The organism is Reella acinonychis, assembly GCF_052384575.1.
In the GTDB taxonomy this organism is placed as follows: domain Bacteria; phylum Pseudomonadota; class Gammaproteobacteria; order Enterobacterales; family Pasteurellaceae; genus JBQSUQ01.
This window is the reverse complement of the sequence record NZ_JBQSUQ010000014.1, coordinates 19,110-43,918: the sequence shown is the minus strand read 5'-3', so window position 1 is coordinate 43,918 and position 24,809 is coordinate 19,110. Positions and strand designations below refer to the sequence as shown.

24 protein-coding genes are annotated in these 24,809 nt (G+C 36.1%); 10 read left to right on the top strand and 14 right to left on the bottom strand.

The window, feature by feature from the left end:
• Positions 1 to 4 precede the first annotated feature (4 nt).
• The gene (locus ACT2CV_RS06605; RefSeq protein ID WP_464973076.1) at positions 5 to 775 is read left to right on the top strand and encodes an amino acid ABC transporter ATP-binding protein; all 771 of its coding nucleotides are present in this window, start codon (positions 5 to 7) and stop codon (positions 773 to 775) included.
• Between the two features lie 53 nt (positions 776 to 828).
• Here the strand turns inward: ACT2CV_RS06605 and ACT2CV_RS06600 are convergent, their stop codons facing one another.
• Positions 829 to 1,236 (bottom strand): DUF2251 domain-containing protein, encoded by a 408-nt coding sequence (locus ACT2CV_RS06600; protein WP_464973075.1) that lies wholly within the window; start codon positions 1,234 to 1,236, stop codon positions 829 to 831.
• A 102-nt stretch (positions 1,237 to 1,338) separates the two neighbouring features.
• Positions 1,339 to 2,640, bottom strand: coding sequence for a phosphopyruvate hydratase (gene eno, locus ACT2CV_RS06595; RefSeq protein ID WP_464973074.1), 1,302 nt, complete (start codon positions 2,638 to 2,640; stop codon positions 1,339 to 1,341).
• A gap of 232 nt (positions 2,641 to 2,872) precedes the next feature.
• Between eno and ACT2CV_RS06590 the strand changes: the two genes are divergently transcribed.
• The 6 genes from ACT2CV_RS06590 to ACT2CV_RS06565 all read left to right on the top strand — a co-directional run bounded on the left by ACT2CV_RS06590 (position 2,873) and on the right by ACT2CV_RS06565 (position 11,245).
• Positions 2,873 to 3,448 (top strand): restriction endonuclease subunit S domain-containing protein, encoded by a 576-nt coding sequence (locus tag ACT2CV_RS06590; RefSeq protein ID WP_464974054.1) that lies wholly within the window; start codon positions 2,873 to 2,875, stop codon positions 3,446 to 3,448.
• On the top strand, positions 3,445 to 6,648 hold the full coding sequence (locus tag ACT2CV_RS06585; RefSeq protein WP_464973072.1) for a type I restriction endonuclease subunit R: 3,204 nt from the start codon (positions 3,445 to 3,447) through the stop codon (positions 6,646 to 6,648). The genes ACT2CV_RS06590 and ACT2CV_RS06585 overlap by 4 nt, the downstream gene beginning before the upstream one ends.
• 13 nt (positions 6,649 to 6,661) lie before the next feature.
• Positions 6,662 to 7,621 (top strand): Abi family protein, encoded by a 960-nt coding sequence (locus ACT2CV_RS06580; protein WP_464974034.1) that lies wholly within the window; start codon positions 6,662 to 6,664, stop codon positions 7,619 to 7,621.
• 128 nt (positions 7,622 to 7,749) lie between these two features.
• Entirely contained in the window at positions 7,750 to 8,952 is a 1,203-nt protein-coding gene (locus tag ACT2CV_RS06575) for a restriction endonuclease subunit S (RefSeq protein WP_464973071.1), read from the top strand.
• A gap of 63 nt (positions 8,953 to 9,015) precedes the next feature.
• A complete protein-coding gene (locus ACT2CV_RS06570) occupies positions 9,016 to 10,632 on the top strand; it encodes a type I restriction-modification system subunit M (RefSeq protein WP_464973070.1) in 1,617 nt (538 codons plus the stop codon).
• Between the two features lie 67 nt (positions 10,633 to 10,699).
• Positions 10,700 to 11,245, top strand: a complete 546-nt coding sequence (locus tag ACT2CV_RS06565) for a restriction endonuclease subunit S (protein ID WP_464973069.1) — start codon at positions 10,700 to 10,702, stop codon at positions 11,243 to 11,245.
• Here ACT2CV_RS06565 and ACT2CV_RS06560 read toward each other — a convergent pair.
• The 12 genes from ACT2CV_RS06560 to ACT2CV_RS06505 form a co-directional block, all read right to left on the bottom strand.
• Positions 11,217 to 12,143: a site-specific integrase gene (locus ACT2CV_RS06560; protein ID WP_464973068.1), complete on the bottom strand. Its 927-nt coding sequence runs from the start codon at positions 12,141 to 12,143 to the stop codon at positions 11,217 to 11,219. The genes ACT2CV_RS06565 and ACT2CV_RS06560 overlap by 29 nt on opposite strands.
• A 26-nt stretch (positions 12,144 to 12,169) precedes the next feature.
• A complete protein-coding gene (locus tag ACT2CV_RS06555; RefSeq protein WP_464973067.1) occupies positions 12,170 to 12,664 on the bottom strand; it encodes a restriction endonuclease subunit S in 495 nt (164 codons plus the stop codon).
• Between the two features lie 51 nt (positions 12,665 to 12,715).
• Positions 12,716 to 14,350 (bottom strand): glutamine hydrolyzing CTP synthase, encoded by a 1,635-nt coding sequence (gene pyrG / locus ACT2CV_RS06550; protein ID WP_464973066.1) that lies wholly within the window; start codon positions 14,348 to 14,350, stop codon positions 12,716 to 12,718.
• A 142-nt stretch (positions 14,351 to 14,492) separates the two neighbouring features.
• Positions 14,493 to 15,323, bottom strand: a complete 831-nt coding sequence (gene ygfZ / locus ACT2CV_RS06545) for a CAF17-like 4Fe-4S cluster assembly/insertion protein YgfZ (protein ID WP_464973065.1) — start codon at positions 15,321 to 15,323, stop codon at positions 14,493 to 14,495.
• Positions 15,324 to 15,326: 3 nt separating this feature from the next.
• The gene (locus ACT2CV_RS06540) at positions 15,327 to 16,190 is read right to left on the bottom strand and encodes a YicC/YloC family endoribonuclease (protein WP_464973064.1); all 864 of its coding nucleotides are present in this window, start codon (positions 16,188 to 16,190) and stop codon (positions 15,327 to 15,329) included.
• A 207-nt stretch (positions 16,191 to 16,397) separates the two neighbouring features.
• Positions 16,398 to 17,174 (bottom strand): DeoR/GlpR family DNA-binding transcription regulator, encoded by a 777-nt coding sequence (locus ACT2CV_RS06535; RefSeq protein ID WP_464973063.1) that lies wholly within the window; start codon positions 17,172 to 17,174, stop codon positions 16,398 to 16,400.
• 71 nt (positions 17,175 to 17,245) lie between these two features.
• Complete coding sequence (gatD, locus tag ACT2CV_RS06530) at positions 17,246 to 18,289, bottom strand: galactitol-1-phosphate 5-dehydrogenase (protein WP_464973062.1); 1,044 nt, start codon at positions 18,287 to 18,289, stop codon at positions 17,246 to 17,248.
• 13 nt (positions 18,290 to 18,302) lie between these two features.
• Positions 18,303 to 19,667, bottom strand: a complete 1,365-nt coding sequence (locus ACT2CV_RS06525) for a PTS galactitol transporter subunit IIC (protein ID WP_464973061.1) — start codon at positions 19,665 to 19,667, stop codon at positions 18,303 to 18,305.
• 37 nt (positions 19,668 to 19,704) lie between these two features.
• Positions 19,705 to 19,989, bottom strand: coding sequence for a PTS galactitol transporter subunit IIB (gatB, locus tag ACT2CV_RS06520; RefSeq protein WP_464973060.1), 285 nt, complete (start codon positions 19,987 to 19,989; stop codon positions 19,705 to 19,707).
• A gap of 9 nt (positions 19,990 to 19,998) precedes the next feature.
• Positions 19,999 to 20,439: a PTS galactitol transporter subunit IIA gene (gene gatA / locus ACT2CV_RS06515; RefSeq protein WP_464973059.1), complete on the bottom strand. Its 441-nt coding sequence runs from the start codon at positions 20,437 to 20,439 to the stop codon at positions 19,999 to 20,001.
• Positions 20,436 to 21,707 carry a tagatose-bisphosphate aldolase subunit GatZ gene (gene gatZ, locus ACT2CV_RS06510; RefSeq protein WP_464973058.1) on the bottom strand — a complete coding sequence of 424 codons (1,272 nt, stop codon included), beginning with the start codon at positions 21,705 to 21,707 and terminating at the stop codon, positions 20,436 to 20,438. The genes gatA and gatZ overlap by 4 nt, the downstream gene beginning before the upstream one ends.
• A gap of 15 nt (positions 21,708 to 21,722) precedes the next feature.
• Positions 21,723 to 22,667 (bottom strand): tagatose 1,6-diphosphate aldolase, encoded by a 945-nt coding sequence (locus tag ACT2CV_RS06505; protein WP_464973057.1) that lies wholly within the window; start codon positions 22,665 to 22,667, stop codon positions 21,723 to 21,725.
• 259 nt (positions 22,668 to 22,926) lie between these two features.
• Between ACT2CV_RS06505 and rph the strand changes: the two genes are divergently transcribed.
• Genes rph through ACT2CV_RS06490 form a run of 3 tightly spaced genes read left to right on the top strand, consistent with a single transcriptional unit; the run spans position 22,927 to position 24,793 of the window.
• Positions 22,927 to 23,643: a ribonuclease PH gene (rph, locus tag ACT2CV_RS06500; protein WP_464973056.1), complete on the top strand. Its 717-nt coding sequence runs from the start codon at positions 22,927 to 22,929 to the stop codon at positions 23,641 to 23,643.
• 16 nt (positions 23,644 to 23,659) lie between these two features.
• Complete coding sequence (pyrE, locus tag ACT2CV_RS06495) at positions 23,660 to 24,304, top strand: orotate phosphoribosyltransferase (protein ID WP_464973055.1); 645 nt, start codon at positions 23,660 to 23,662, stop codon at positions 24,302 to 24,304.
• Positions 24,305 to 24,322: 18 nt separating this feature from the next.
• Positions 24,323 to 24,793 (top strand): FxsA family protein, encoded by a 471-nt coding sequence (locus tag ACT2CV_RS06490; RefSeq protein ID WP_464973054.1) that lies wholly within the window; start codon positions 24,323 to 24,325, stop codon positions 24,791 to 24,793.
• The last annotated feature ends 16 nt before the right edge of the window (positions 24,794 to 24,809 follow it).

Here is a 24,809-nt window from a genome sequence, read left to right as displayed (position 1 = left end):
AGCAATGTTAGAAATTAAAAATATTCATAAGCAATTCAATGGTAATGAAGTACTGAAAGGCGTAGATTTAAGCATTCAAAAAGGGGAAGTAGTGGCTATTTTAGGGCCTTCAGGGTCGGGGAAAACCACTTTTTTACGTTGCCTTAATTTATTGGAAAGAGCTGATGCTGGCACCTTACGTTTTACTGACGGATGCCTTTCCATTGATTTCGCACAAAAAATTCCTAAAGCCACAGAGTTAGCCTTGCGTCGCCATTCATCCATGGTTTTTCAGCAATATAATTTATTCCCTCATCGCACCGCACTTGAGAACGTGATGGAAGGTCCTGTGATTGTGCAAAAAGTACCAGCAGAGCAAGCGAAGCAACAAGCATTAGAATTGTTAGCTAAAGTAGGTCTAGCTGATAAAGTGAACCTTTATCCATCACAGCTTTCAGGTGGTCAGCAACAACGGGTTGGTATTGCTCGCGCTTTAGCTGTTCAACCTGATTTAATTTTATTAGATGAGCCGACCTCCGCTTTGGATCCTGAATTAGTTGGTGAAGTATTGCAAGTTTTACGTTTGCTTGCCAAAGAAGGTTGGACAATGATTATTGTTACTCATGAAATGAAATTTGCTCGTGAAGTGGCAGATAAAATTGTCTTTATGGATGGAGGAAAAGTGGTGGAGCAAAATAATGCACGAGATTTCTTCGCTTCGCCACAGCAAGAACGGACAAAACAATTTTTGTTACAAACAAAAATGAATGATTTTGAGACTGATTATGTGATTTAACCCTTAATAACAATAAACCGCGCTTTAAAAGTGCGGTTTATTTTTTATGAGTTTTATACCTTCAACCATTCAGCCACTAATTTGTCATTAATTTCTTCGTGGCTCCACATACTACTGATGTCTGGCATAGGGAATTTACTGCTGTTGTACCCCACTAAACGACGGAAATCAAAGGAAGCATGCGGATAGCCATTGACCAATAGAAAAGCTTGCATACCATCTTCTGACCAACAGATCTGGAATTGGCGGGGTTCATGTTTACCTTCAATATTATCCACACCATATACATACAAAGCATCCACGATGGGTTGTCCTTGGTTGTTCAAATCCATAGCATAAAAGTAGCCGGTTTCACCATCATCTTCAAACATGACGACCAAGTTCTCATGATGCGTTGAATGAGCACCAAAATGTTTTGCCTGACCAATTAAATGTTTATCTTCTAAAACTAAATTGAGCATTTTCAATCCCTTTCATTTTGTAGAAACTGAATAAAAAAACACCGCACTTTCTAAACTAAAAGTGCGGTGTTATTTTCATGAGTTTTAACTCAAACAGCGTGATTACGCTTGACCTTTAACCGCTTTTAAACCTAAGAACGGTGCTTTGTCGCCTAACGCTTCTTCGATACGGATTAATTGGTTGTATTTCGCAATGCGGTCAGAACGGCTCATAGAACCAGTTTTGATTTGACCTGCTGCTGTACCAACCGCTAAATCAGCGATAGTTGCATCTTCAGTTTCACCAGAACGGTGTGAAATCACAGCGGTGTAACCAGCATCTTTCGCCATTTTGATTGCCGCTAAGGTTTCAGTTAATGAACCAATTTGGTTGAATTTGATTAAGATTGAGTTCGCAATACCTTTTTCGATACCTTCTTTTAAGATTTTGGTGTTGGTTACGAATAAGTCGTCGCCCACTAATTGAACGTTGTTACCTAACACTTTAGTTTGGTATGCGAAACCTTCCCAGTCAGATTCGTCTTGACCATCTTCGATAGACACGATTGGGTATTCTTTGCATAAGCCTTCTAAGTAGTGAGTGAACTCTTGAGAAGTGAATGATTTACCTTCACCTTTCATTTCGTACATACCGTTTTCTTTGTTGTAGAACTCAGAAGATGCACAGTCCATAGCTAAAGTTACGTCTTTACCTAATACATAACCTGCTTTTTCAACTGCTTCTTTGATACAAGCAAGTGCTGCTGCGTTAGATTCTAAGTTAGGTGCGAAACCACCTTCGTCACCAACTGCTGTGCTTAAGCCTTTGCCTTTTAATACTTTAGCAAGGTTGTGGAAGACTTCAGCACCGATACGTAATGCTTCACGTAAAGTTTTTGCACCAACTGGTTGAATCATAAATTCTTGAATATCAACGTTGTTGTCTGCGTGCTCACCACCATTGATGATGTTCATCATTGGTAATGGCATAGAGTATTGACCTTCAGTACCGTTAAGGATTGAGATCCACTCATAAAGTGCTTTGCCTTTTGATGCAGCAGCTGCTTTTGCGTTTGCTAAAGATACTGCTAAGATTGCGTTTGCACCAAATTTAGATTTGTTTTCTGTACCATCTAAATCGATCATGATTTGGTCGATTTCAGCTTGGTTACTTGCATCTTTACCTAAAATTGCTTGAGCAATTGGACCATTTACGGCTTCAACAGCTTTTAATACGCCTTTGCCTAAGAAACGTGATTTGTCACCATCGCGTAATTCTAATGCTTCACGAGAACCAGTTGATGCACCAGATGGCGCAGCAGCTAAACCAACGAAACCGCCTTCTAAGTGAACTTCAGCTTCAACAGTTGGGTTACCACGTGAGTCGATGATTTCACGACCAAGTACTTTAACGATTTTTGCCATTTTGTTTTCCTCTTAAGTTAATAATCTAAATTAGGTATAACAATACTATGTTATCGATCTTTCGTGATTTTGTCTTGTAAAAAATCATATTTTTTTGATTTGGATCCATAAATAAGATATTTTTACTCCTGCTTTATTTGTAATTTTAATAAATTACAATAAAAGGTTGCTATTTGTAATTTTCATGGTTATTATATGTGCACAATGTAATTTTAAAAAGGCACAGTTTATTATGCTTTTGAGTGAGTTGGTGAAAATAAATAGTGGTCAGCCACAATTTCGTATCTCTGAAACAACTGATTTAGAGGCACCAAGTTATACCTATTATACGCAAGCAAATCTTGAACTTGACGCTCAATTTGCTGATATAGCGATCTCCCCTAATAAAGTAATAAGGACCTTTGATCCTATTACTAGCCTATTATCTGCAGGAGATGTTATTTTTAGTTTAATTTCGGGTAAAAGCGTCCGTATTAGTGATATGCATCAAGGGTTTTTATATACTCAGAATTATGTCAAATTAATCCCAACAGAACAAATTGATGCTAATTACTTGATTTATTTGTTGAATGAATCTCCCACGATTCAAAAACAGCTAGCGAACGGGTTACAGGGCACCCAGGTCTTAAAATACACAACGAAACAGCTGAAATCCCTCAAATTGCCAAAACTTCCAACTTTATCAAAGCAGTGTTTGATAGGTGATATTTATTGTAAACAACAAAAATTAGCTTATTTAAAACAGCGTGCTGCAAATTTAGAAAAATCACTTGTATTACATCAATTACAAAAAGCGAGCTCAAAATGACCAATAAAATGCCTGAAGTAGTCTTTGAAAAGAACTTAATTGAATATCTTTGTACTGGTGCTATCACACCAGAAAATAGTATTAATGAATCAAGTGCTGATTATATTGTGCGCACAAAGCTATGGCGTTATGAACCAACAATTAAAACAACAGAAGATTTGTGGGCAAATTTCAAACAGATTTTAGAAAAGCTAAATCAAAAAACGCTAGAACGTCCATTAAGCGCGGTGGAATTTGAGCAAGTTAAGCGCATTATTTCTAATCTTTCCACACCTTATGCCGCTGGTCAATTCCTTTATGGTACCAATGGTATTTCACAAATTGAAATTGATTTAGACGATGATCGCCACGTCTTTTTAACGGTTTTTGATCAAAAACAAATTGGTGCAGGCGACACTACTTACCAAATTGTCAATCAAATTCGACGTCCAGCTGTCATTGCAGGAAAAGAAAACCGCTGTTTTGATACAACCTTATTGATCAATGGATTACCTATTATTCAAATTGAAGAAAAAAAAGAAACACGCGATATTAATGAAGCGTTGAACCAAATGCACCAATATATTGCGGAACATCAGTATAGCGATATTTATTCTACCTTACAGATTTTGGTCGCCATTACGCCAAATAATGTGAAATACATGGCAAATACCACAGCGGATCGTTTTAATAAAGATTTTGCCTTTAACTGGCAACGTCAGTCCGACAACAAACCTATCTATAAATGGAAAGAATTTTCGGATTCTATGTTGAGTATTCCAATGGCACATCAAATGGCAACCAATTATATGATTTTAGACGGCACACCCAACAAACAAGCCTTAAAAGTGATGCGTCCTTATCAAGTGTATGCCACAAGAAATGTAATGAACAAGCTAAAAAAAGCTGATTTTTCGCAAGCGATAAATAAGCTTGGTTATATTTGGCATACAACGGGGTCTGGAAAAACCATTACGAGTTTTAAAACCGCTTGGTTAGCAAGTCGTGCTGCTAATGTGGATAAAGTGGTTTTCTTGGTGGATCGTATTGCATTAACGAAGCAAACTAATGATAACTATCGTGCCTATGATCCAGATACAACGAAAGATAATGTTGGTACCGTACAGGACACCAAAAATACAACTGATCTTAATCGCAAATTACATAGTAAAGGCAGTCAAATCATCGTTACTTCAGTACAGAAACTAGACACCTTGGTCAAACGAGCTTCTTTCAAAGCACCGAATAAAAATATCGTGTTTATTGTTGACGAAGCACATCGCTCGACAGGCGGTGAAAATTTCCAATCCATTCAAAAAGCCTTTAAACATTCTGCTTGGATTGGCTACACTGGCACACCAATGTTTGATGAAACCACCAATGGTTTACGCACAGAAGATATTTTTGGCGAACTTTTACACGCTTATACTATTCGTGAAGCTATTGCAGATCGAAATGTATTAGGTTTTAAAGTGGATTTTGAAACCACCATTAGCGAAGAAAGTATGAAAAAGGATTACTTACCCAAATTCTATCGCCAAAAATACCCGAATTGGACAGAGCAACAAATCACACAAAAAATTGAAAATTTGACTCAGCAAGATATGGACGACAGTATTGAATCAAGTTTCTACGATGAGAATCCTGAACATGTTGAATTGGTAGTTGGAGATATTTTCAAGCATTGGAAGAATCGTTCGAATTGGGATAATAAACTTAATCGTGGTAAATACAATGCACTTTTAACGACCCACGTTGGTGGAGGAAAAGCCAGTACACCAATGGCAATGATGTATTTCCGCGAGTTCCAACGAATGAATAAAGTGCGGTCAGAAAAAGGTGAGTTTTGTTTAAAAGTAGCTGTCACATTTAGCCAAAATAATACTAATAGCGATTCAATGCTTGAAACCAATCAAGGTTTATTTGAGGCGATCCAACATTACAATGCGGAATTTGGAACTAATTTCAGTATGTCAGATGTTTCTGCTTACACAGAAGATGTGACTAGTCGGTTAAATCGAACTGCAACAGACAAACAATTTTTAGATCTCGTTATTGTGGTGGATCAACTGCTTACTGGTTTTGATGCCCCAGAATTAAACACCCTGTATGTTGACCGCACTTTAAAAGGTGCTGGATTAATTCAAGCGTATTCACGCACTAATCGAGTAGCAGATATGCGTGAAAAACCTTGGGGACGAGTGATTAATTACCGCTGGCCTGCACATAATGAAAATTTAATGAATGAGGCATTGTCCATTTACGCCAATAAAGATTCCGCACAATTATCTTCTGAAGAACGCAAAACGAAAAATACACAAGATAATATTACTGCCCCGAAATATCAGGTTTTACTCAATGAAACCAAAGAAATCGTGCAGAATTTACGTGAAATTACTGATGACTTTTCTCAACTTCCGCCCTCTGAAACTAAAAAATGGGAAATGTTTGAGCAGCTTAAAACTTACACTAGCAATATTGCTAAGCTAAAACAATATTCTGGCGAAGACGAAAACGGCGAGCCTGTTGGGTTTGATTATGACAATCCTGATAAATTGATTGAGCAACTCGGCATGAGTGCTGAAGAAGAAAGTATGCTGACAAATACGTTAACAAATGAGCTTAAAAATCATTTAGCGAAAAGCAAGAATATTCCAGTGATACAAATTGAGCTTAAAATGACCCACGTGAAAGATGTAGAAATTAATTACGATTATTTAACAGAATTAATTGAAACCTTATTAAAACAAGTGGAAGCTGGCGAAACCGAAAAAGCGATCGAGACAGAAAAAGAGCTACAAAAATTTGCCAATGGTTTGGAAGATCGCAATTTTGCTGGTCGAATTTTCAGTGCAGCGAAAGCGATTATGAAAGGCTTTTTTGGTCGCAAAGATCTGATTAATAAACCCCAAGACGGTATTACCATTGTAGAACAGGCCAATCTTGCCTCACAAAATCAACGATTGCTGGATTTTCGTTTATATTGGGGATTAACTGAAATCATAACAAACGCAGAACTAACCGCACTTTTCAGTCGTCATCAATATCAACAAAAAGATCTTGATGACAACGACCAGCTTACAGAATTAATTAAAAATGCTGGGGTAACTTACGCCGAAATGGCACAGGATAATGAAATCAAAGCCTTATCTAAAATGAAATACCGCAATCAGTTGCGTAATGCAATTTATCAATTAGCGGATGAATTAATGGGAGAGTGATTTTGTGGAAGAAATGAAGCCCATAAAAGAGTGGAAAGATTATGATGAATTACTGAACGTATTGAAATGTCGAAAAATGTGTATTAGTGATGAAGCACGAGCATTACATTATCTAAAAAATATTGGCTATTACAGATTAAGTGGCTATTGGCATTCTTTTAAGCAAAAAGATGAAGTCAAATCAAACCAACAAAAACGACTTGTGTTATTAAATGTATTTCAATCTGGCACTGATTTTGGAACTATTTTAGATTTATATATTTTTGATAAAAAATTACGATTATTGGCACTAGATGCCTTAGAACGAATTGAGATGGCGGTTAGAAATGATGTGGTGCATTTGCTTGGTAAATTACATCCACTTGCACATATTGAGCCTTATCAAATCGATTTAAAGACAGGTAAAGAAATATGTTGTTTACACCCAAATTTTGTTTCTAAGGGTGATAAATATGTTAAATGGAAAGAAAAGCATAATCAGCTTATTGAACGAGCTAAAAAACGAGATGCAATAAGACATTATAAAGATCAATATGGCGGTGTATTGCCTATTTGGGTTTCCGCTGAAGTATGGGATTTTGGTTTATTATCGCAATTATTTGCAGGAATGCGTTATCACGATAAAAATAGCATTGCGGCAAAGTACGGTGTAAAAAATGGAAAAATGTTTGAACAATGGTTAAGAAGTTTGAATTTTATCCGAAATGTTTGTGCTCACCATAGCCGTTTATGGAATTTAAATATAGTGAATACATCAGCACCATTGAGTGATTCACCAGAAATGAATCAGTACCGTGTGTTTATGTATCTATGTATTATGCAAAAATTGCTTACAACGATCAATCCCAAATCGACTTGGCGTAAACGGCTATATCAGCTATTGAAAACATTTCCTAAACCTAACAATGATGCGGTCTTGATAAATGATATGGGGTTGCCATTAGATTGGGAAAATTTGAAGCTATGGAAATGAGAACTGACGCGTGCAAAAGCAGAGGCGTCAGTCATATTGGCACAGATTTTAACATACATTTTTTATTTTTCAATGTAAAATTTTGTCAAAATCCACCGCACTTTTTAGAAATGTAGAGAAAAACAACAATGAATAACAAAAAATCGTCCGTACCTAAACTTCGTTTTCCTGAATTTACTGACGCTTGGGAACAGAGGAAATTCTCTGAATTAGCTTTTAGACGTTCAAAAACTGAGACGGGTAATCAGTTACCAACAGTTGAATATGAAGATATTATTTCAAGTGAAGGACGATTAAATAAAAATATTTTCATCAAAGGTAATAATAAAAAAGGAATTGAATTTAAAGCAGGGGATGTACTATTCGGTAAATTACGACCTTATTTGGAAAACTGGTTACATCCTGATTTTAATGGTGTCGCAGTAGGTGATTGGTGGGTTTTAAGTTCAAAGATGTTATGTAGCGATTATTTATATTTTCTGATTCAAGGTAAATTATTCCAAACAGTAGCTAATTTATCAGCTGGTTCAAAAATGCCTCGTTCAGATTGGAAAATTGTTTGTAATACAGAATTTTATATACCAATGGAAAAACAAGAACAACAAAAAATCGGCACATTTTTCACCGCACTTGATCGCCTTATCACCACTCATCAGCGTAAGTTAGAAAATGTAAAAAAATTGAAGAAATCTTTGTTACAAAAAATGTTCCCAAAAAATGGGCAAGAATTTCCAGAAATTCGTTTTCCTGAATTTACTGACGCTTGGGAACAGCGGAAGTTGGGGGAGATAACAAAACGAGTTTATGGTAATGACGGCAGAATGGACTTACCGACTCTAACTATGTCGGCAAGTAATGGTTGGTTGGATCAAAGAGAACGCTTTTCCACTAATATTGCTGGAGAAGAACAAAAAAATTACACATTATTAAGAAGAGGGCAACTTTCATATAACCATGGTAATTCTAAATTAGCAAAGTATGGTGTCGTTTTTGAATTAAGAAATTATGAAGAAGCCTTAGTGCCAAGGGTTTATCATAGTTTTGAAACTAATCGGGAAACGCAAGCAACTTTCTTAGAATATCTATTTGCAACAAAATTGCCAGAGTGGGAACTTGGAAAATTAGTTTCTTCTGGGGCAAGAATGGATGGATTGTTAAATATTAGCTATGACGACTTTATGAGTATAAAAGTTGTGATCCCAGAAAACCAAGAACAACAAAAAATCGGATCCTTTTTCACCGCACTTGATCGCCTTATCACCACTCATCAGCGTAAGTTGGAAAATGTGAAAAATTTGAAAAAAGCACTATTGCAACAGATGTTTGTTTAAATAAATAGAGAAAAAGCACGAAAGTGCGGTTAAAAAACAACGAATTTTATAAGGAAAACACATATGAGTAATGTACAAACAATCACTTCAAAACTTTGGGCAATGGCAAATGAATTGCGTGGCACAATGGATGCATCAGAATATAAAAACTATATTCTTGCCTTTATGTTTTATCGTTATTTATCAAAACATCAAGAACAATATTTGGTGGATAACCATTTGCTTGATATTGTGGAAAATCAAAGCGTGAATGCGGCTTATCTTGTGCAGGCAAAAGGCGAAGAATTACAAGATTATTTGGAGGATATTTCTGCCTCGTTAGGCTATGCCATTAATCCTGAGGATACTTGGGATTCCTTGATGGATAAAATTCATAATGCAGCGGTAATGCCAAGCGATTATCAGGCGTTATTTGATAACTTTAACCAAAATGCAAACTTAAATGAAAATGCGGTGGCAGATTTTCGTGGCGTATTTAATGATTTGAATTTAGGTGATTCTCGCTTGGGGAATTCCACTAATGAACGTGCAAAATCTTTAGGGAATATTGTTAAATTGGTTGATGAGATTGAATATAAAGATGATGATGGGCGCGATATTTTAGGGGAAATTTATGAATATTTAATTGGGCAATTTGCGGCAAATGCAGGTAAGAAAGGCGGCGAATTTTATACGCCCCATCAAGTATCGAAAATTCTTGCGAAATTAGTAACGCTTAATGTGGAAGATAATCAGGATAACTTTTTAGTTTATGACCCGACAATGGGTTCTGGCTCGTTATTGTTAACCGTAGGGAATGAATTGCCAACCTCTAAACCAGTAAAATATTATGGTCAAGAGTTAAATACGACGACCTACAACCTAGCGCGTATGAATTTAATGATGCATGGTGTTTCCTATAAGAATATGACCTTATCAAATGCAGATACGTTAGAAACAGACTGGCCAGAGGGATTGGATTCGCAAGGGATTGATCAGCCTTTGTGTCGGTTTGATGCAGTAGTAGCAAATCCCCCATATTCGGCTAATTGGGACAATAATGAACGTAAATTAAAAGATGCTCGTTTTCAACCATTTGGTGCATTAGCCCCTGCTTCTAAAGCAGATTATGCCTTTATTTTACACAGCTTATATCATTTAGGTGAACAAGGCACAATGGCAATTGTGTTGCCTCATGGTGTACTTTTCCGAGGTGCAGCGGAAGGGAAAATTCGTAAAGCCTTAATTGGTGATAATACAACCAACGCAAAAGGGAATTATTTAGATGCGGTGATTGGATTACCTGCTAACTTGTTCTATGGAACCAGTATTCCAACCACAATTTTGGTATTTAAAAAGAATCGTAGCAATAAAGATATTTTATTCATTGACGCTAGCCAACATTTTGAAAAAGGCAAAAATCAGAATCGATTAACCGATGAGCACGTGCAGAAAATTATTGAAACCTATCAACAACGCAAAAATGTGGATAAATATGCTTATGTTGCCAGTTTAGATGAAATCATCGAAAACGAATATAACTTGAATATTCCTCGTTATGTGGATACTTTTGAAGAAGAGGAAGAAATTGACATTGATCTTGTACTAAAACAATTGCAAGAAGATGATGCGGAAATTGCCCAATTGGAGAAAGAAATCCACGAGCAATTAAAACTCTTGGGAATTAATTTGCCCGAATAACAAACAACATAAAAAGTTGTATTCTGTATAACCCATTATGGCAACGTCGTAGTGGGTTTTTTAATGTTTGCACTTTAAAACCCATCCAACAATTACTGACGCTTGGGAACAGCGGAAGATAGAAGATTTATTTAAGATCACTCGTGGCTATGTATTACCTACATCCTCTACAAGTGAAAATATATCAGAGGATAAACAATATCCTGTTTTTTCATCTCAAACTAAAAATGATGGCTTAATGGGATATTACAATGAGTATTTGTATGAAAATGCTATAACTTGGACAACTGATGGTGCAAATGCGGGGACAGTTAACTATAGAGATGGTAAGTTTTATTGTACTAATGTCTGTGGTGTATTGATAGAAGATAAATTTAGACCGAATAAAATGATAGCTGAAGCATTAAATAAAGTTGCAAAGAATTATGTTTCTTATGTTGGGAACCCTAAGTTAATGAACAACGTAATGTCGAAAATTGTAATTTCACTTCCATTATTACAAGAACAACAAAAAATCGGCACATTTTTCACCGCACTTGATCGCCTTATCACCACTCATCAGCGTAAGTTTTTGCTATATAAGGTTAACTTAAATTTGATAATGAACGCATAACGAGATCAATATCACGATTTTCTAATTCTTGAATGATGTGTAGATAAGTTTTTTGCGTTGTTGTCATATTAGAATGCCCCAAACGTCTAGCAACACTTGCAATAGATACGCCTGCAAATAATAGTAGGGAGGCATGCGTATGTCGTAACCCATGTAATGAAATAATGGGAATATTTGCCTTTTTACAACGACGAATCAAAATACCATTAATAGTAGAATTGAAAACTTTTTTGTGAACAAAAATAGGTTTTTCTTCAGGCTTATTTTTTACTAATTCTGAAAATTGAATAATGGTTTGCCAATCAAGGGGGATTTTTCGAATTGATGAGCGATTTTTAGTTGGTTGAAAACCGCCACCCTCTTTATAATTCCAAGTCTTGTTAATTGATAAGGTTTGATGAGAAAAGTCAAAATCCTTTGGCGTTAAGGCTAAAGCCTCAGAAAATCGCATGCCTGTTTTAGCGATTAATAAAATCAACCAATCCCAATTAATATCTTTTGTTAGATTAAGTTGAGTAATTAAGGTATGCAATTCAAATTGGTTAAGGTATTTGGGCTTTTTCATTCTAGGAGGGCGACCTTTAATGATAGCCTTTCTCGTCGGATCTTTTGCTAAAATACCTTCATCAACGGCGTCAAGAATGGCACTTTTGAGCTGATGATGAAAGTCCATTGTTGTTTGTTTTTCATGATAGATCGCGTAGTCATTTAATAATTGCTGATAAGTAATACGATTAAGATCACATAACAATAGATTTGGAATTAATTTTTTGAGCCATTCTAAAGTACTTAGATATTTTGACATAGTGACTTTCCTGATAGCCCCTTCTTTGTAAATATGAATCCAACGAGAATAGTACTGGTAAAATAGCTCTTGAGTTGAATCTGTGTTGTTCATAGGTATCTCCTATCAAATGATTTATTTTACTTACGCTGATGAGTGGTGATAAGGCGATCAAGTGCGGTGAAAAAGGATCCGATTTTTTGTTGTTCTTGTTGGCTTGAGATTACTATTTGAGCATTCTTTATGTCACTAGAATTAATTGACTCAAATGTTGAACCTGTACTTAATGTTTGCCAATACCCATCTATTTTCATTTTGTTTAATAATTGGTAAATAAATTCATCTCCTCTTATTGCACACACTCCACGCCCAAGAACCACCTCATAATCTGTTTTCGCCATATCTCCAACTGGAGCTCGGACACTCATAATTAGGTCATTCTTTTTGCTCATTTTAGTAATTTGAGTTGTCCATACACGTGGAAATACTTTTCCATTTTTAATATCTGCATTTCCTTGAACAAGGATATAATCTTCAGGGTTATCTGTGTAATATTCAGAACTAGGTGACTGTCCCATAATGATTTCAACAATATCCCCCAACTTCCGCTGTTCCCAAGCGTAAGTAAAATCCAAATAAAAAGGCTGCCAAGCGATGCCTGACAGCCTTAGGAATTTATTTAATTTTTAAGCTTTTTCCTGATTATCTCTCGCTGCTTTTACAAAACCAGCGAATAACGGATGTCCATCACGTGGTGTTGATGTAAATTCTGGGTGGAATTGTGCAGCAACAAACCATGGGTGAGTTGGAATTTCAATAATTTCGACTAATTTTTTATCCGCACTTAAACCTGTGACTTTTAGGCCCGCGGCTTCAATTTGTGGTAATAGTTTATTATTGACTTCGTAACGGTGGCGGTGGCGTTCTTCAATTGTCGCTTTACCATATAATTCGTAGGCTTTTGAACCTTCGATAAGATGACATTGTTGTGCGCCAAGACGCATTGTACCGCCTAAATCCGATTGATCTGAACGAGTTTCAACATTACCTTCAGCATCTTGCCATTCTGTAATTAAACCAACCACTGGTTGTGGGCACTCTTTATCAAATTCGGATGAATTCGCTTGAGTTAAACCTGCTACATTACGTGCATATTCAATTAATGCAATTTGCATCCCTAAACAAATGCCTAAATAAGGAATATTGTTTTCACGTGCATATTTAGCTGTCAGAATTTTGCCTTCTACACCGCGATAGCCAAAACCACCTGGTACTAAAATACCGTCCAATCCTTTTAATACATCAACCCCTTTGGTTTCAACATCTTGTGAATCAATGTATTTGATGTTAACGGTTAAGCGGTTGGTTAAGCCAGCGTGTTTTAACGCTTCATTAACAGATTTGTAAGCATCTGGTAATTCAACATATTTTCCGACCATACCAATGGTTACTTCACCAGTTGGATTCGCTTGGCGATAAAGCACTTGTTCCCACTCGGATAAATCGGCAGGTTTGCAATTTAAGAAGTTGAAACGTTTGCAAACCAGATCATCTAAGCCTTGTGATTGCAATAGCGCAGGAATGCGGTAGATTGAGTCCACATCTTTTAATGAAATCACTGCTTTTTCTGGCACATTACAGAATAAAGCAATTTTGGCACGTTCATTTGGTGGAATCATACGATCTGAGCGGCAAATTAACACATCTGGTTGAATACCAATGGATAATAATTCTTTTACTGAATGTTGTGTTGGTTTGGTTTTCACTTCACCAGCAGTTGGAATATATGGCACTAAGGTTAAGTGCATAAATAATGTATGTTCGCGTCCTACCTGTACTGCAAGTTGACGGAGCGATTCAAGGAATGGTAAAGATTCGATATCGCCTACTGTGCCGCCCACTTCAATAATGGCAACGTCATGGCCAGCAGCGCCATCAATGACACGCGCTTTAATTTCATTGGTAATATGTGGGATAACTTGAATGGTAGCGCCTAAATAATCGCCGCGACGTTCTTTACGTAATACTTCAGAATAAATTTTACCTGTGGTGAAGTTGTTACGTTTTGTCATTTTTGTACGGATGAAACGCTCATAATGACCTAAGTCTAAATCGGTTTCTGCGCCATCCTGCGTAACGAACACTTCGCCATGTTGCGTTGGGCTCATTGTACCTGGGTCAACATTAATGTAGGGATCCAATTTCATAATGGTGACGTTTAAACCGCGTGCTTCTAATAATGCAGCTAATGAGGCAGCAGCAATTCCTTTCCCTAACGATGAAACAACACCGCCTGTGACAAAAATATAATTGGTAGACATAGTGAAACCTAAATAAATATAGAACTAAAAAGAGTTGATTAATATATCAAGACGGGAGAATAGTTTACAGGAAATGAGGTTTGATCTCAATAAAACCGCGGTGAAAAAATGGCAAGTTTTCACCGCAGTTTTGTGAACAGGATTAATTATCTAAATGATAAGGCAATGCTTGCAATGTTAAGGCGGTTTCCGTATTCAATAATCTAAATTGATCTTTATCCGAAATTTCATTGCTCAGCACCACTTGGAGCCATAAAACATCGCCAAAATGCACCGCACTTAGAATGGTCCCCGTTTTACGCCAACCATTTTCCAGTTGCATTTCAATTTCGTCGTTCACTTCAGGCAACAGCGTTGAATTGGCGGTGAAAGTAAACATCGCACGCTTATTGGCGCCACGATATTTCGCTCTCGCGACGGTTTCTTGACCAATGTAGCACCCTTTTTGGAAGGAAATTGCTTGCTCAATGCATTGTAAATTTAACGCCTGCGGAATAAATTCGGTTTGTGTTTTTTCACTTAATATCGGATAACCTTGCTGAATATCCGCCACATCCCACTGCGAGAAATCTGCATTAAATGGCACCGCACTTTGAGGATTAATTAAAATAGTTCGATTAGCTAGCTTGAGCACAATCTGTGCCGAAATGTCGACATTTTCGTCGATTATGCCAACAATTTGCAGATCTAATTGGGTAAAGCTTACCTTGGAGAAAACTGCATATTTTTTCAATTGATCTAACGCCAATGGCAATAATGCACTTCTTATTAAGAGATAAAATTGCTCGTTAGAAAGACGAATTAAATGAAAAGCAGAATTGACTTTTCCTTTTGGATCGCAATGTGCGGTGAAGGTGGCTTGTCCGTCTATTAGTTTAGTCACATCACAAGTTAATTGCCCTTGTAAAAATTTCTCTGCATCCGCCCCTGCAATCTCGAACAAACGATATTGTGTTAAATGAATAATTGCCATGATTTACTCCAAATTCTGAATTTGTTCGCGCATTTGCTCAATTAATACTTTCAATTCAACTGCGGAGGCTGTCACTTCAGCATTAATTGATTTTGAAGCTAAGGTGTTACTTTCTCGGTTAAGCTCTTGCATCATAAAGTCTAATTTACGCCCCACTGCGCCACCTTTTTTCAAAATAGATTTAGTTTCTTTTACGTGCATTTGTAAACGATCTAATTCTTCTGCCACATCAATACGTTGCGCCAATAAAATTAATTCTTGCTCTAAACGAGTTGGATCAGGCAGGATTTGTACTTCTTCAAAACGCTGCAATAAACGATCACGTTGCCATTGCAAAATCTCTGGCATTTTTGACCGCACTTTGCTAGTTTCAATGTCAATGCTTTCCAAACGTTGCTGAATAATTTGTTGTAATTTTTCCCCTTCACGCGCACGCATTTCAATAAATTCTTGTAATAACAGATCAAATTCCGCTAATAAATCTTGGCTGATCGCATCAAGATCTTGCTCTGGTGTTTCAACGACGCCGGGATAACGCAATACATCCGTTAAATTAATATCGCCTTCTCCAGCCTGTGTTTGTAACCATTTTAATGATTGAATAACTTGCTCTGCTAAGTCTTTATTTAAATGCAATTCGCTGATAGTTTGTTTTTTATTATCAATCCGCAAGCTACATTCAATTTTTCCTCTTGTGAGATTTTGACGTAATTTTTCACGCAAACTGTTTTCTAAACCACGAAATGCTTCAGGTAAACGGAAAAAATTCTCTAAATAACGCTGGTTCACCGAACGAATTTCCCAAACTGCGTCGCCCCAATCTTTTTTTAGTTCGCGACGCGCAAAAGCTGTCATGCTGTAAATCATATTTCCTTCCTTAATTATCTGTATATTAATTTACCTTGGGTATTTTACTGGGAAATTTTTTATTTTGTAAAATAAAAGCAGTGGTAGATGATGATTTTTAAAAATTTTACTTGGATTTATAACTCAGGTGAATTTAGAGTTTATAAAAGATGAAATAATACTTATATGTTATTGGTAATTTATTTAATAATAATTCTCACAACTAAATTAAGCGATTTCAACTTGAATATTTTTTTGTGTGAGTTCAAGTAATTTGTCTTGTGGAATTTGATTATCAGTAATAACTAAATCTACTTTATGCATTGGCAATACAATATTAAAACCTCTTCGGTTAAATTTTGTAGAATCAACAACACAAACGACTTTAGATGATTTGTCAGCCATCACAGCACTAATTCCATATCCTTCATTAAATGTCGTTAGGCCTATTTGTGGATCTAATCCATCTGCACCAACAAACATGATATCCGCTTTAATTCCTTTTAATGCATTTTCGGTTATGATTCCATGCATTGATCTTGTTTTATGACGAACATAGCCTCCACATACAATCAACGTGATATCTACTGAATCAGAAAGCAATGCCGCTGCTGGTAAATTATTTGTAATAACAGTGATATTTTTGAGGTTTAATAATTCTTCAGCAATCATCATAGTAGTACTACCGCTATCTAAAATGATTGTATCTCCTTCTTTGATTAACGCGAGAGCTAACTTCGCAATATTTTTTTTAGGATTGGAAGAAAGTGAATAACGTTCATCTAATTTTGTTTCTTGAGGATTGTTAATGATTTGTGGTTGATGTGTCGGTAGCCCTGCACCACCATGAAAACGCATTAAAGAGTTTTGTTTTTCTAAAATACGCAAGTCGGAGCGTATAGATACTTCTGAAATATTAAAACGTTTAGCTAAATCTGTCACAACAACACTACCTTGTTCATGTAATAATTCAACTATTTGTTTTCTTCTTTCAAAAGTATTCATACATCGCCCTTTATTATTTATTTTTTAAATGAAAGCGTATGAGTTATCATACGCTTTTATTATGTGCTCTTTTAATTGAATTTCAACATAATTTTTCCATTCATGGGTTTCCCATCTAATTTTTTTACTTCCTCAATATAATTTTCCAAATTATTTATTGAAGCAATGAGAGGTTCAAATTCAATTTTAGATTGAGATATAAGCTCGGCAGCTTGCTGCCATTCTGTTCCAGGCCAAGGAGCAGAATAGTTCATCCAAGAACCTAATATACTTAATTCTTTACGTAGTATTTGTCCAAATACCTGTTGATTTAGATGTAAATCATTATGTAAGGTACCAATCAAACCAACCTGGGCTCTAGGTCCTGCAACTTTTATAGATAATTCAACTGTTTGAGGAACACCTGCCGTTTCTAATATTAATTGATTGAAACGATAACTATCCATTTCTTTATAAATATCTTCAGCGCTTAGTTGTGCGGAATTGAAAGTAAAATCTGCACCTAATTGTTTCGCTAAAGTTAGCTTGTCATCGTTAATATCTATTACAGTGACTGTTTTCGCTCCTAGTGCCTTAGCAGCTTGCGCTGCTAAGAGACCAATAGTACCAGCACCAATAATAATAACATTTTTGTTTTCACATCCATTCGAGAGATTTATTGCATGTAATCCAACTGTAATAGGTTCAATAAATGCGTTATGTAGAGGATTAGAAGTTTCTAATACTTTTACTATATTTGCTTTATTAACGTTAACGTATTCAGCGTTACCGCCATTACGTCGAGAACCTATAAATGAGTAGTTCTTACAAAGCGAATAAAATCCTTTTTCACACTCAGGGCAACTGAAACAGGGAAGTAATGGTGCACAAACAACCATATCTCCTTTATTTAACCCCGTTACATTATTTCCAAAGCTTTCAACAAGACCACAAAATTCATGTCCTAAAACTATAGGGTAGAAATGTGTGCCATGATGAAATACTCTAGGAATATCAGAACCACAGGTACCGGAATACAATACTTTTACTAATACATCATCTGCATTTTCTATTTGAGGGCATTCAATATCAGCTATAACTAGCTCTCTATTGGCTTGAACAACTGCCGCTTTCATGTTTAGCATCCCCTTATTGTTGAGTTTGATTTTGTTCTGCTAAATCTAAGCGTTCCCCATTTTTTGCTCGTTTCCATGTTAAGAAAACACCAAGGAAATAAATAGCACCAATTACGGCTAAGCCTGCGATATTTTCAAAAGTTAGGAATTGAATCAATAAATATGTTACTGGTGAACCACCTTGGTCCATAGATGCTACTTGTTCTCCCGCTTTTAATGCACCTGCATTCGCTGCTAATTGGGTATTCAATGCAATAGTTTGTGTAGCAATCCATAGGGTAATTGACATGATGATTGTTCCAGAAATTAAGGTTCTAAATAGATTACCTTGGTGGACAGCAACAGCCATAGCAACAAAGAAACCGATGGTCGCAAGATCCCCAAATGGAAGTACTTGGTTTGTCGGAAGTAATACGGCAATTAAAATTGTTAATGGGATGAAGATCAAGCTAGCAGATACAACTGAAGTATGACCAAGTAATAATGCTGGGTCTAAACCAATTAGGAATTCTTTACCACCAAATTTTGTTTGTAATTTTTTACGAGCATGTTTAGCAATAGGAGTTAAACCATCCATAATTGGTTTAATTACACGAGGCATTAATAACATGACCGCAGCAGTTTTAATTGATAGCTGTAATGTGTCTTTAATTGAGTAGCCTGCAAGTAAACCGATTGCAATCCCCATAATAAAACCAACTGTAACAGGTTCACCAAGAGTGCCAAAACGTTTTTGTAAATCATCTGCAGAAAAATTAATTTTGTTTAAGCCTGGGATTTTATCAATGATCGTATCAACTAAGACAGCGATAGGGCCTAAGTAAGCAGAGGTACCATGAGGAACTGCAATACCTTCTAATTCAAAGTAATTTCTTGTATCACGACTAAACCAATCACCTAGTTTATAAGCAAAAGCTGCGTGGATAATAACGCCTAATATGCCTAACCAATATGAACCTGTTGCAATATGAACTAATGCACCTGTAAAGGTCATATGCCAGATATTCCAAATATCCACGTTCACAACACGCGTCATTTTTAAAATTAACATAACGATGTTAGTTGCAATCGCAATTGGGATAGCTATTAATGCAATTTGTGATGCCCAAGTAATTGGTGAAGCTCCTGGCCATCCTAAATCTACAACATTTAATTTAATATCAAATGTGTGAGCCATTTCTTTGGCAGCAGGTCCAATACTATCAAGCATTAGACCTATTACTAAACCGATACCCACAAAACCAATACCAATTTGTAATCCTGCTTTAAAAGAATCGCCTAATTTCATTCCTAGAATTAGGGAGAAAATAATAATTACGATTGGTAGCATTACTGCTGGCCCCAAATCTAAAATATATTGCATAATTTCAGTAAACATAATGAATTCCTCCGTATAAAAAGGTCTTTAATTAGTTTTAATTAGCTAAAATATTGAGAATCTTTTCTTGTAATTCTTCAATACCTACACCAGATACAAATGGCATTCCATGTACTAGTGGAATATCACCAAAATCTTGAGTTACTTTAGATGTTGTGCAAATTAAATCTGTACCATCTAAATAAGTACCAATTTCATTAATTCTGCATTGAATGAGTTCTATTGGAATATTATGTTGAGAACATAACTCTTTAATTTCTTCTGCGGCAAGAGTTGATGTAGCAACAGCACCGCCACAGGCAACAATAATTTTCTTTTTCATAAATAACTCCTATAGGTTTTGTTTTATGATTGTAGCTAGTTCGCTATCAGGGGCATTAAGAAGTAATTCAACAAAATCATTCTTTTGTAGAATTTTGAATAATTTCTGTAATATAGTGATTTGTTCTTTCGGATCTGTCACTACTAAGGCGATGATGAGTTCAGCGTCTACAGTTGAATCTTCATCTGGACGATTAAATTCCACAGTTTTATTTGGTCGAATAAAATATATAGCAGGTTGTAGAGCATGATCCGCATCGCAATGAGGAATTGCTATAGAATGCTTTTCTAATTCGATCCCTGTTGGGAACTCCATTTCTCGTTCAAAAATGGCATCTCGATAGCTTTCTTTCACAATGCCTTTTTCTATAAATACATCTGCAAGATGATGAAAAACTTCTGAAAAGCTATCAAAAGAAATATCAGTTTTGATTAATAAATTTTGGCTCATATTGCTTCTCCATTGCATCCATAGGAATAATCTCCAAGCACTTGTTGTATTTTATCCATGATAAGTGCAGTTGGTTTTGCTTCAATTTTTTTCTGGATAACTTTTTTATATTGCTCTGGTAGATATTGACTGAGTAGCCCAAATGGTATTTGTTCATTTGATAAATTGTTTATTAATTTAGTTACTGCATGTTCAATACGTTTGTTAGGCCAATAATAACGTATGCGATCTGATAAACTGAAATGAAGATCAATCATTGCTTTTGAATGAGTTGGTGCGTAGTACTTCTTCCAATATTTCGGATCATCTTGCATAACTTGATCAATCACCTCAAGTAAACGACTACGTTGTTCAGGAGGGATAATTTCTTCCTCAATATTAGCAAGAGCAAAAAGTGCTTCGCGTAGCGCAAAAGTGAGAGCTGGTCCAACTTTTAAGATTGCAAAATGATCATTGACTAAATTTCTATATGATTGAGGTGTTTGATAGTCGGTTGAATGAGCCTCAAATACGTAAGGTGTTGTTTTGATAAATTCAGATAGATTCTGAGCTTGTTCAGGTTGGTATAAAATGACATTAGAATGATCAAATTCAACACCTGGTTGAACGACTATTCCAATAACTCTTTTGAAAGCATTATGTAGTCCCAATTTATCAAATGCGATTCTATGAGTATCAATAGTTTGTTTTGCACTTTCCACACTAGTCACATCAATACTAGAAATAGCATGAGCTTCTCCACCAGGAACAGGGACTTCAGTACCTATAATATAACTGATATTCTCACATTCTTGAGGAGATAATTCATTCTCTATTGCATGGCACAATTCTGCAGCACGATCAGCAACGATTTGAGGATGAAGAGGAATAGGATCATCATTACAAGACATTGATGTATCTAAGTGAATTTTAGTAAAACCAGCCTTAGCATATTCAACCACGAGATTTTTCGCTTTTTCCATTGCTACCGTTGATGGTTCATCTTGCCAACAATTAGGCCCGAGGTGATCTCCTCCTAAAATAATTTGGTGCTTAGGAAAGCCGACTTTTTCAGCGATACTGTAAACAAAATTTTTGAAATCTACAGGTCGCATACCTGTATATCCTCCCAATTGGTTTACCTGATTAGACGTGGCTTCAATAAGCACTTTGTTTGATGTATTCAGGTTGAAATGTAATGTAGCTTCAATAACAAAAGGATGGGCAGAACAAACAGACGTTATTCCTTGTGCATGCCCAGACTTGTTTTTTCGAACTAATTCTTTCATATTTAAAATCCCAAATTATTTTACTGGTGTTGCTGTTCGCATAAGCACTTCATTTAATTCAGTAATATTTTTTAGTCCTTGTTCAAATAACCATTTTTCTGCTTGCTCAGCTCCTTCATTTTTGAAAAACTCCGTACTTCCGCCCCAAGTTGCTCTTCCACAGAGTACACCATTAAAATGAGAGTCTGATGATTTAGCGAATTCTAATGTTGATTGGAATAGTTTAGGTGAAACGCCAGCGCTTAAGAAAATAAATGGTAAATGGGTACTTTCACTTTGTTGTTTAAAATAGTCTTTAGCTGTATCTTGACTATATACTTCCTCATTGCCAAATCCTTGAACAAAATTCATATCAACAGGAACTTCTACTTTGAGTACATCTACATTAAAGCGTGGTTCGGAAAATAATTTCATTGCTTCATTTACTTTTCTTGGTTTTATCTTAGCAAATTCTTTCTTATCCGAAATTTCTGAATCGTAAGTTAATATTTCTAAAAAGAAAGGCATTTCTTCAGCAACACATTCTGAACCAACTCGTTCTACAAACGCTATTTTTTGATCATTAATTGTCGGAGATTCATCAACATCAATATATAGAAGTAACTTAACGGCATCAGCGCCTTTCTCTTTAAGTCTTTTAACCGATACATCATCAATGAGATCTGGTAGACGACCTGGAATATTTTTATCGTAACCTGTTTTCTCATATGCCATAATCAACCCGCATGATTTATCTTTATAATCAGCAGCAGGCCAACCATATTCTGGATCTAATAGAATGGCAGATGCTTGTGAAGTTAGCGTTTTAGAGACTAAACTTTTAAAAGACATTAATTCAGTATCTGTTGCATCTTCTCCTAGCATACGCTTTAACGCTCCACGTTGATCTATTGCTAAGGCGCGGAAAATTTTGTCTTGACCATATAGTTTATTGAGGCGGATTTGTTTCATACTATCCATTTTTGCTCTCCTGTTTGAAGGTATATTATGTTATCTTTCGATATCTTTTGAATTAATAATAATATTTCTTTTTCTTTTGTAAAAGAATAAAAATCGAAAACTGAGAACTGGATCACAAAAAAACGAAAGTTTTAGAAATAAGTATTAATACATTTGAGGAGGTATGTGGATATATAAAGAAAGTTTATTGATGTTAGTTTGCATGTTAGAATAACCGCGTTTTTTAAGCGTGCATGTTGCACATTGTAAGGAATTTATTATGCGTCCAAATAATCGAGCGGCGAATGCTCCCCGTCCAATTAAAATTACTCGTCATTATACAAAACATGCGGAAGGTTCAGTTTTGGTAGAATTTGGTGAAACCAAAGTGATTTGTACTGCAACAGTGGAAGAAACTGTACCGCGCTTTTTGAAAGGTCAAGGGCAGGGCTGGGTCACTGCTGAATATGGTATGTTGCCTCGTTCAACACATAGCCGTATGCAACGTGAAGCCGCGAAAGGTAAACAAGGCGGACGCACGATGGAAATTCAACGTCTTATTGCACGTTCATTGCGTGCAATGGTGGATTTGGAAGCCTTAGGTGAACGTTCTATTACCTTAGATTGTGATGTGATTCAAGCTGATGGCGGTACGCGTACTGCTTCGATTACTGGTGCTTGTGTTGCCTTAATTGATGCGATTAATGGCTTATTAGAAAAAGGCATCTTAAAAACCAACCCAATCAAAGGCTTAGTTGCCGCTATTTCAGTTGGTATTGTTGATAGCGAAGCAGTTTGTGATTTGGAATATGTGGAAGACAGTGCGGCTGAAACGGATATGAACGTTGTGATGATGGAAGATGGCAGAATGATTGAGGTGCAAGGCACTGCTGAAGGCGAGCCATTTAGCCATGCCGAATTATTAACCTTGTTAGATTTAGCAAAACAGGGCTGTGAACAAATTTTTGTGGCTCAACGAGCAGCATTAGCAAACTAAAAGTGCGGTGGAAATTATGCAAGATTATAAAATTGAATTTATTAAATTTGCCTTAAGTCGCAATGTATTACGTTTTGGTGAATTTACCTTAAAGTCAGGTCGTAAAAGTCCTTACTTTTTCAATGCTGGTTTATTTAACACAGGGGCTGACTTAGCACGTTTAGGTGAGTTTTATGCAGCAGCAATTCAAGCAAGCCAATTGAATTACGACGTAATTTTTGGACCTGCTTATAAAGGTATTCCTATTGGTACAACGGTATCGGTTGCATTATTTAACAAATTTGGTTTAGATAAACCTGTTTGTTTTAATCGCAAAGAGGCGAAAGATCATGGTGAGGGCGGCAACTTAATTGGTTCACCACTGCAAGGAAAAGTGTTATTAGTTGATGATGTAATCACTGCTGGCACTGCAATTCGTGAAGCGATGGACATTATCGCAGCAAATGGTGCGAGCTTAAGTGCAGTGGTTATTGCATTAAATCGTAAAGAGCGAGGCAAAGGCGAATTATCAGCAATTCAAGAAGTCGAGCGTGATTATCAATGCGACGTGCTTTCGATTGTTGATTTAGATGATTTAATGCAGTTTATTGAGCAAGATGAACAATATCGTGAATACTTGCCAGCAATGAAAGCATATCGTGAACAATACGGTGTAGCCTAGTGTAATTAAGGAATAACCATGCCAATATTGATATTTCTTTTTGGGATTTTCTTCTATATTTACTGTGAAATTTCACTATTAGTAAATATTGGAGCTAGTATTGGAGTTATTCCGTTAATTTTATTAATGATCGCCATATCCGTCGTGGGATTATGGCTGATTAAATTGCGTGGGGTTGTGGCAGTCTGGGAAATTAGAAAACAACTCAGTGAAGGAAAAATACCAACTCAAGCCGTAATATCATCGGTTTTCTTTGTGATTGCAGGCGTGTTACTGCTTATCCCCGGCTTTTTAAGCGATATTCTCGCGATTTTATTATTACTACCCATAACTCGAACTTTATTTCAAAGCGTGTTATTGAAATACCTTTCCAAAAAGTTCCAATTTGTTTCATTTGGCAGAACGTTTTCTTCTTCTACAAAAGAAGAAACAATTTTTGATGCGGAATTTGAAACTAAGCAAGATAAAGATAAATGGATTAATAAATAAAACTTTTTATTTTTTC

Bases quoted from the DNA above. Each gene is read 5' to 3' on its own strand.
- ACT2CV_RS06585 (WP_464973072.1), top strand. From the start codon at position 3,445: ATGACCAATAAAATGCCTGAAGTAGTCTTTGAAAAGAACTTAATTGAA.
- ACT2CV_RS06590 (WP_464974054.1), top strand. From the start codon at position 2,873: ATGCTTTTGAGTGAGTTGGTGAAAATAAATAGTGGTCAGCCACAATTT.
- ACT2CV_RS06560 (WP_464973068.1), bottom strand. From the start codon at position 12,143: ATGAACAACACAGATTCAACTCAAGAGCTATTTTACCAGTACTATTCT.
- gatZ (WP_464973058.1), bottom strand. From the start codon at position 21,707: ATGAAAGAATTAGTTCGAAAAAACAAGTCTGGGCATGCACAAGGAATA.
- gatA (WP_464973059.1), bottom strand. From the start codon at position 20,439: ATGAGCCAAAATTTATTAATCAAAACTGATATTTCTTTTGATAGCTTT.
- ACT2CV_RS06535 (WP_464973063.1), bottom strand. From the start codon at position 17,174: ATGAATACTTTTGAAAGAAGAAAACAAATAGTTGAATTATTACATGAA.
- ACT2CV_RS06505 (WP_464973057.1), bottom strand. From the start codon at position 22,667: ATGGATAGTATGAAACAAATCCGCCTCAATAAACTATATGGTCAAGAC.
- ygfZ (WP_464973065.1), bottom strand. From the start codon at position 15,323: ATGGCAATTATTCATTTAACACAATATCGTTTGTTCGAGATTGCAGGG.
- ACT2CV_RS06575 (WP_464973071.1), top strand. From the start codon at position 7,750: ATGAATAACAAAAAATCGTCCGTACCTAAACTTCGTTTTCCTGAATTT.
- ACT2CV_RS06490 (WP_464973054.1), top strand. From the start codon at position 24,323: ATGCCAATATTGATATTTCTTTTTGGGATTTTCTTCTATATTTACTGT.
- pyrE (WP_464973055.1), top strand. From the start codon at position 23,660: ATGCAAGATTATAAAATTGAATTTATTAAATTTGCCTTAAGTCGCAAT.
- ACT2CV_RS06600 (WP_464973075.1), bottom strand. From the start codon at position 1,236: ATGCTCAATTTAGTTTTAGAAGATAAACATTTAATTGGTCAGGCAAAA.
- ACT2CV_RS06605 (WP_464973076.1), top strand. From the start codon at position 5: ATGTTAGAAATTAAAAATATTCATAAGCAATTCAATGGTAATGAAGTA.
- eno (WP_464973074.1), bottom strand. From the start codon at position 2,640: ATGGCAAAAATCGTTAAAGTACTTGGTCGTGAAATCATCGACTCACGT.
- ACT2CV_RS06570 (WP_464973070.1), top strand. From the start codon at position 9,016: ATGAGTAATGTACAAACAATCACTTCAAAACTTTGGGCAATGGCAAAT.
- gatD (WP_464973062.1), bottom strand. From the start codon at position 18,289: ATGAAAGCGGCAGTTGTTCAAGCCAATAGAGAGCTAGTTATAGCTGAT.
- ACT2CV_RS06525 (WP_464973061.1), bottom strand. From the start codon at position 19,667: ATGTTTACTGAAATTATGCAATATATTTTAGATTTGGGGCCAGCAGTA.
- rph (WP_464973056.1), top strand. From the start codon at position 22,927: ATGCGTCCAAATAATCGAGCGGCGAATGCTCCCCGTCCAATTAAAATT.
- ACT2CV_RS06540 (WP_464973064.1), bottom strand. From the start codon at position 16,190: ATGATTTACAGCATGACAGCTTTTGCGCGTCGCGAACTAAAAAAAGAT.
- pyrG (WP_464973066.1), bottom strand. From the start codon at position 14,350: ATGTCTACCAATTATATTTTTGTCACAGGCGGTGTTGTTTCATCGTTA.
- ACT2CV_RS06580 (WP_464974034.1), top strand. From the start codon at position 6,662: ATGAAGCCCATAAAAGAGTGGAAAGATTATGATGAATTACTGAACGTA.
- gatB (WP_464973060.1), bottom strand. From the start codon at position 19,989: ATGAAAAAGAAAATTATTGTTGCCTGTGGCGGTGCTGTTGCTACATCA.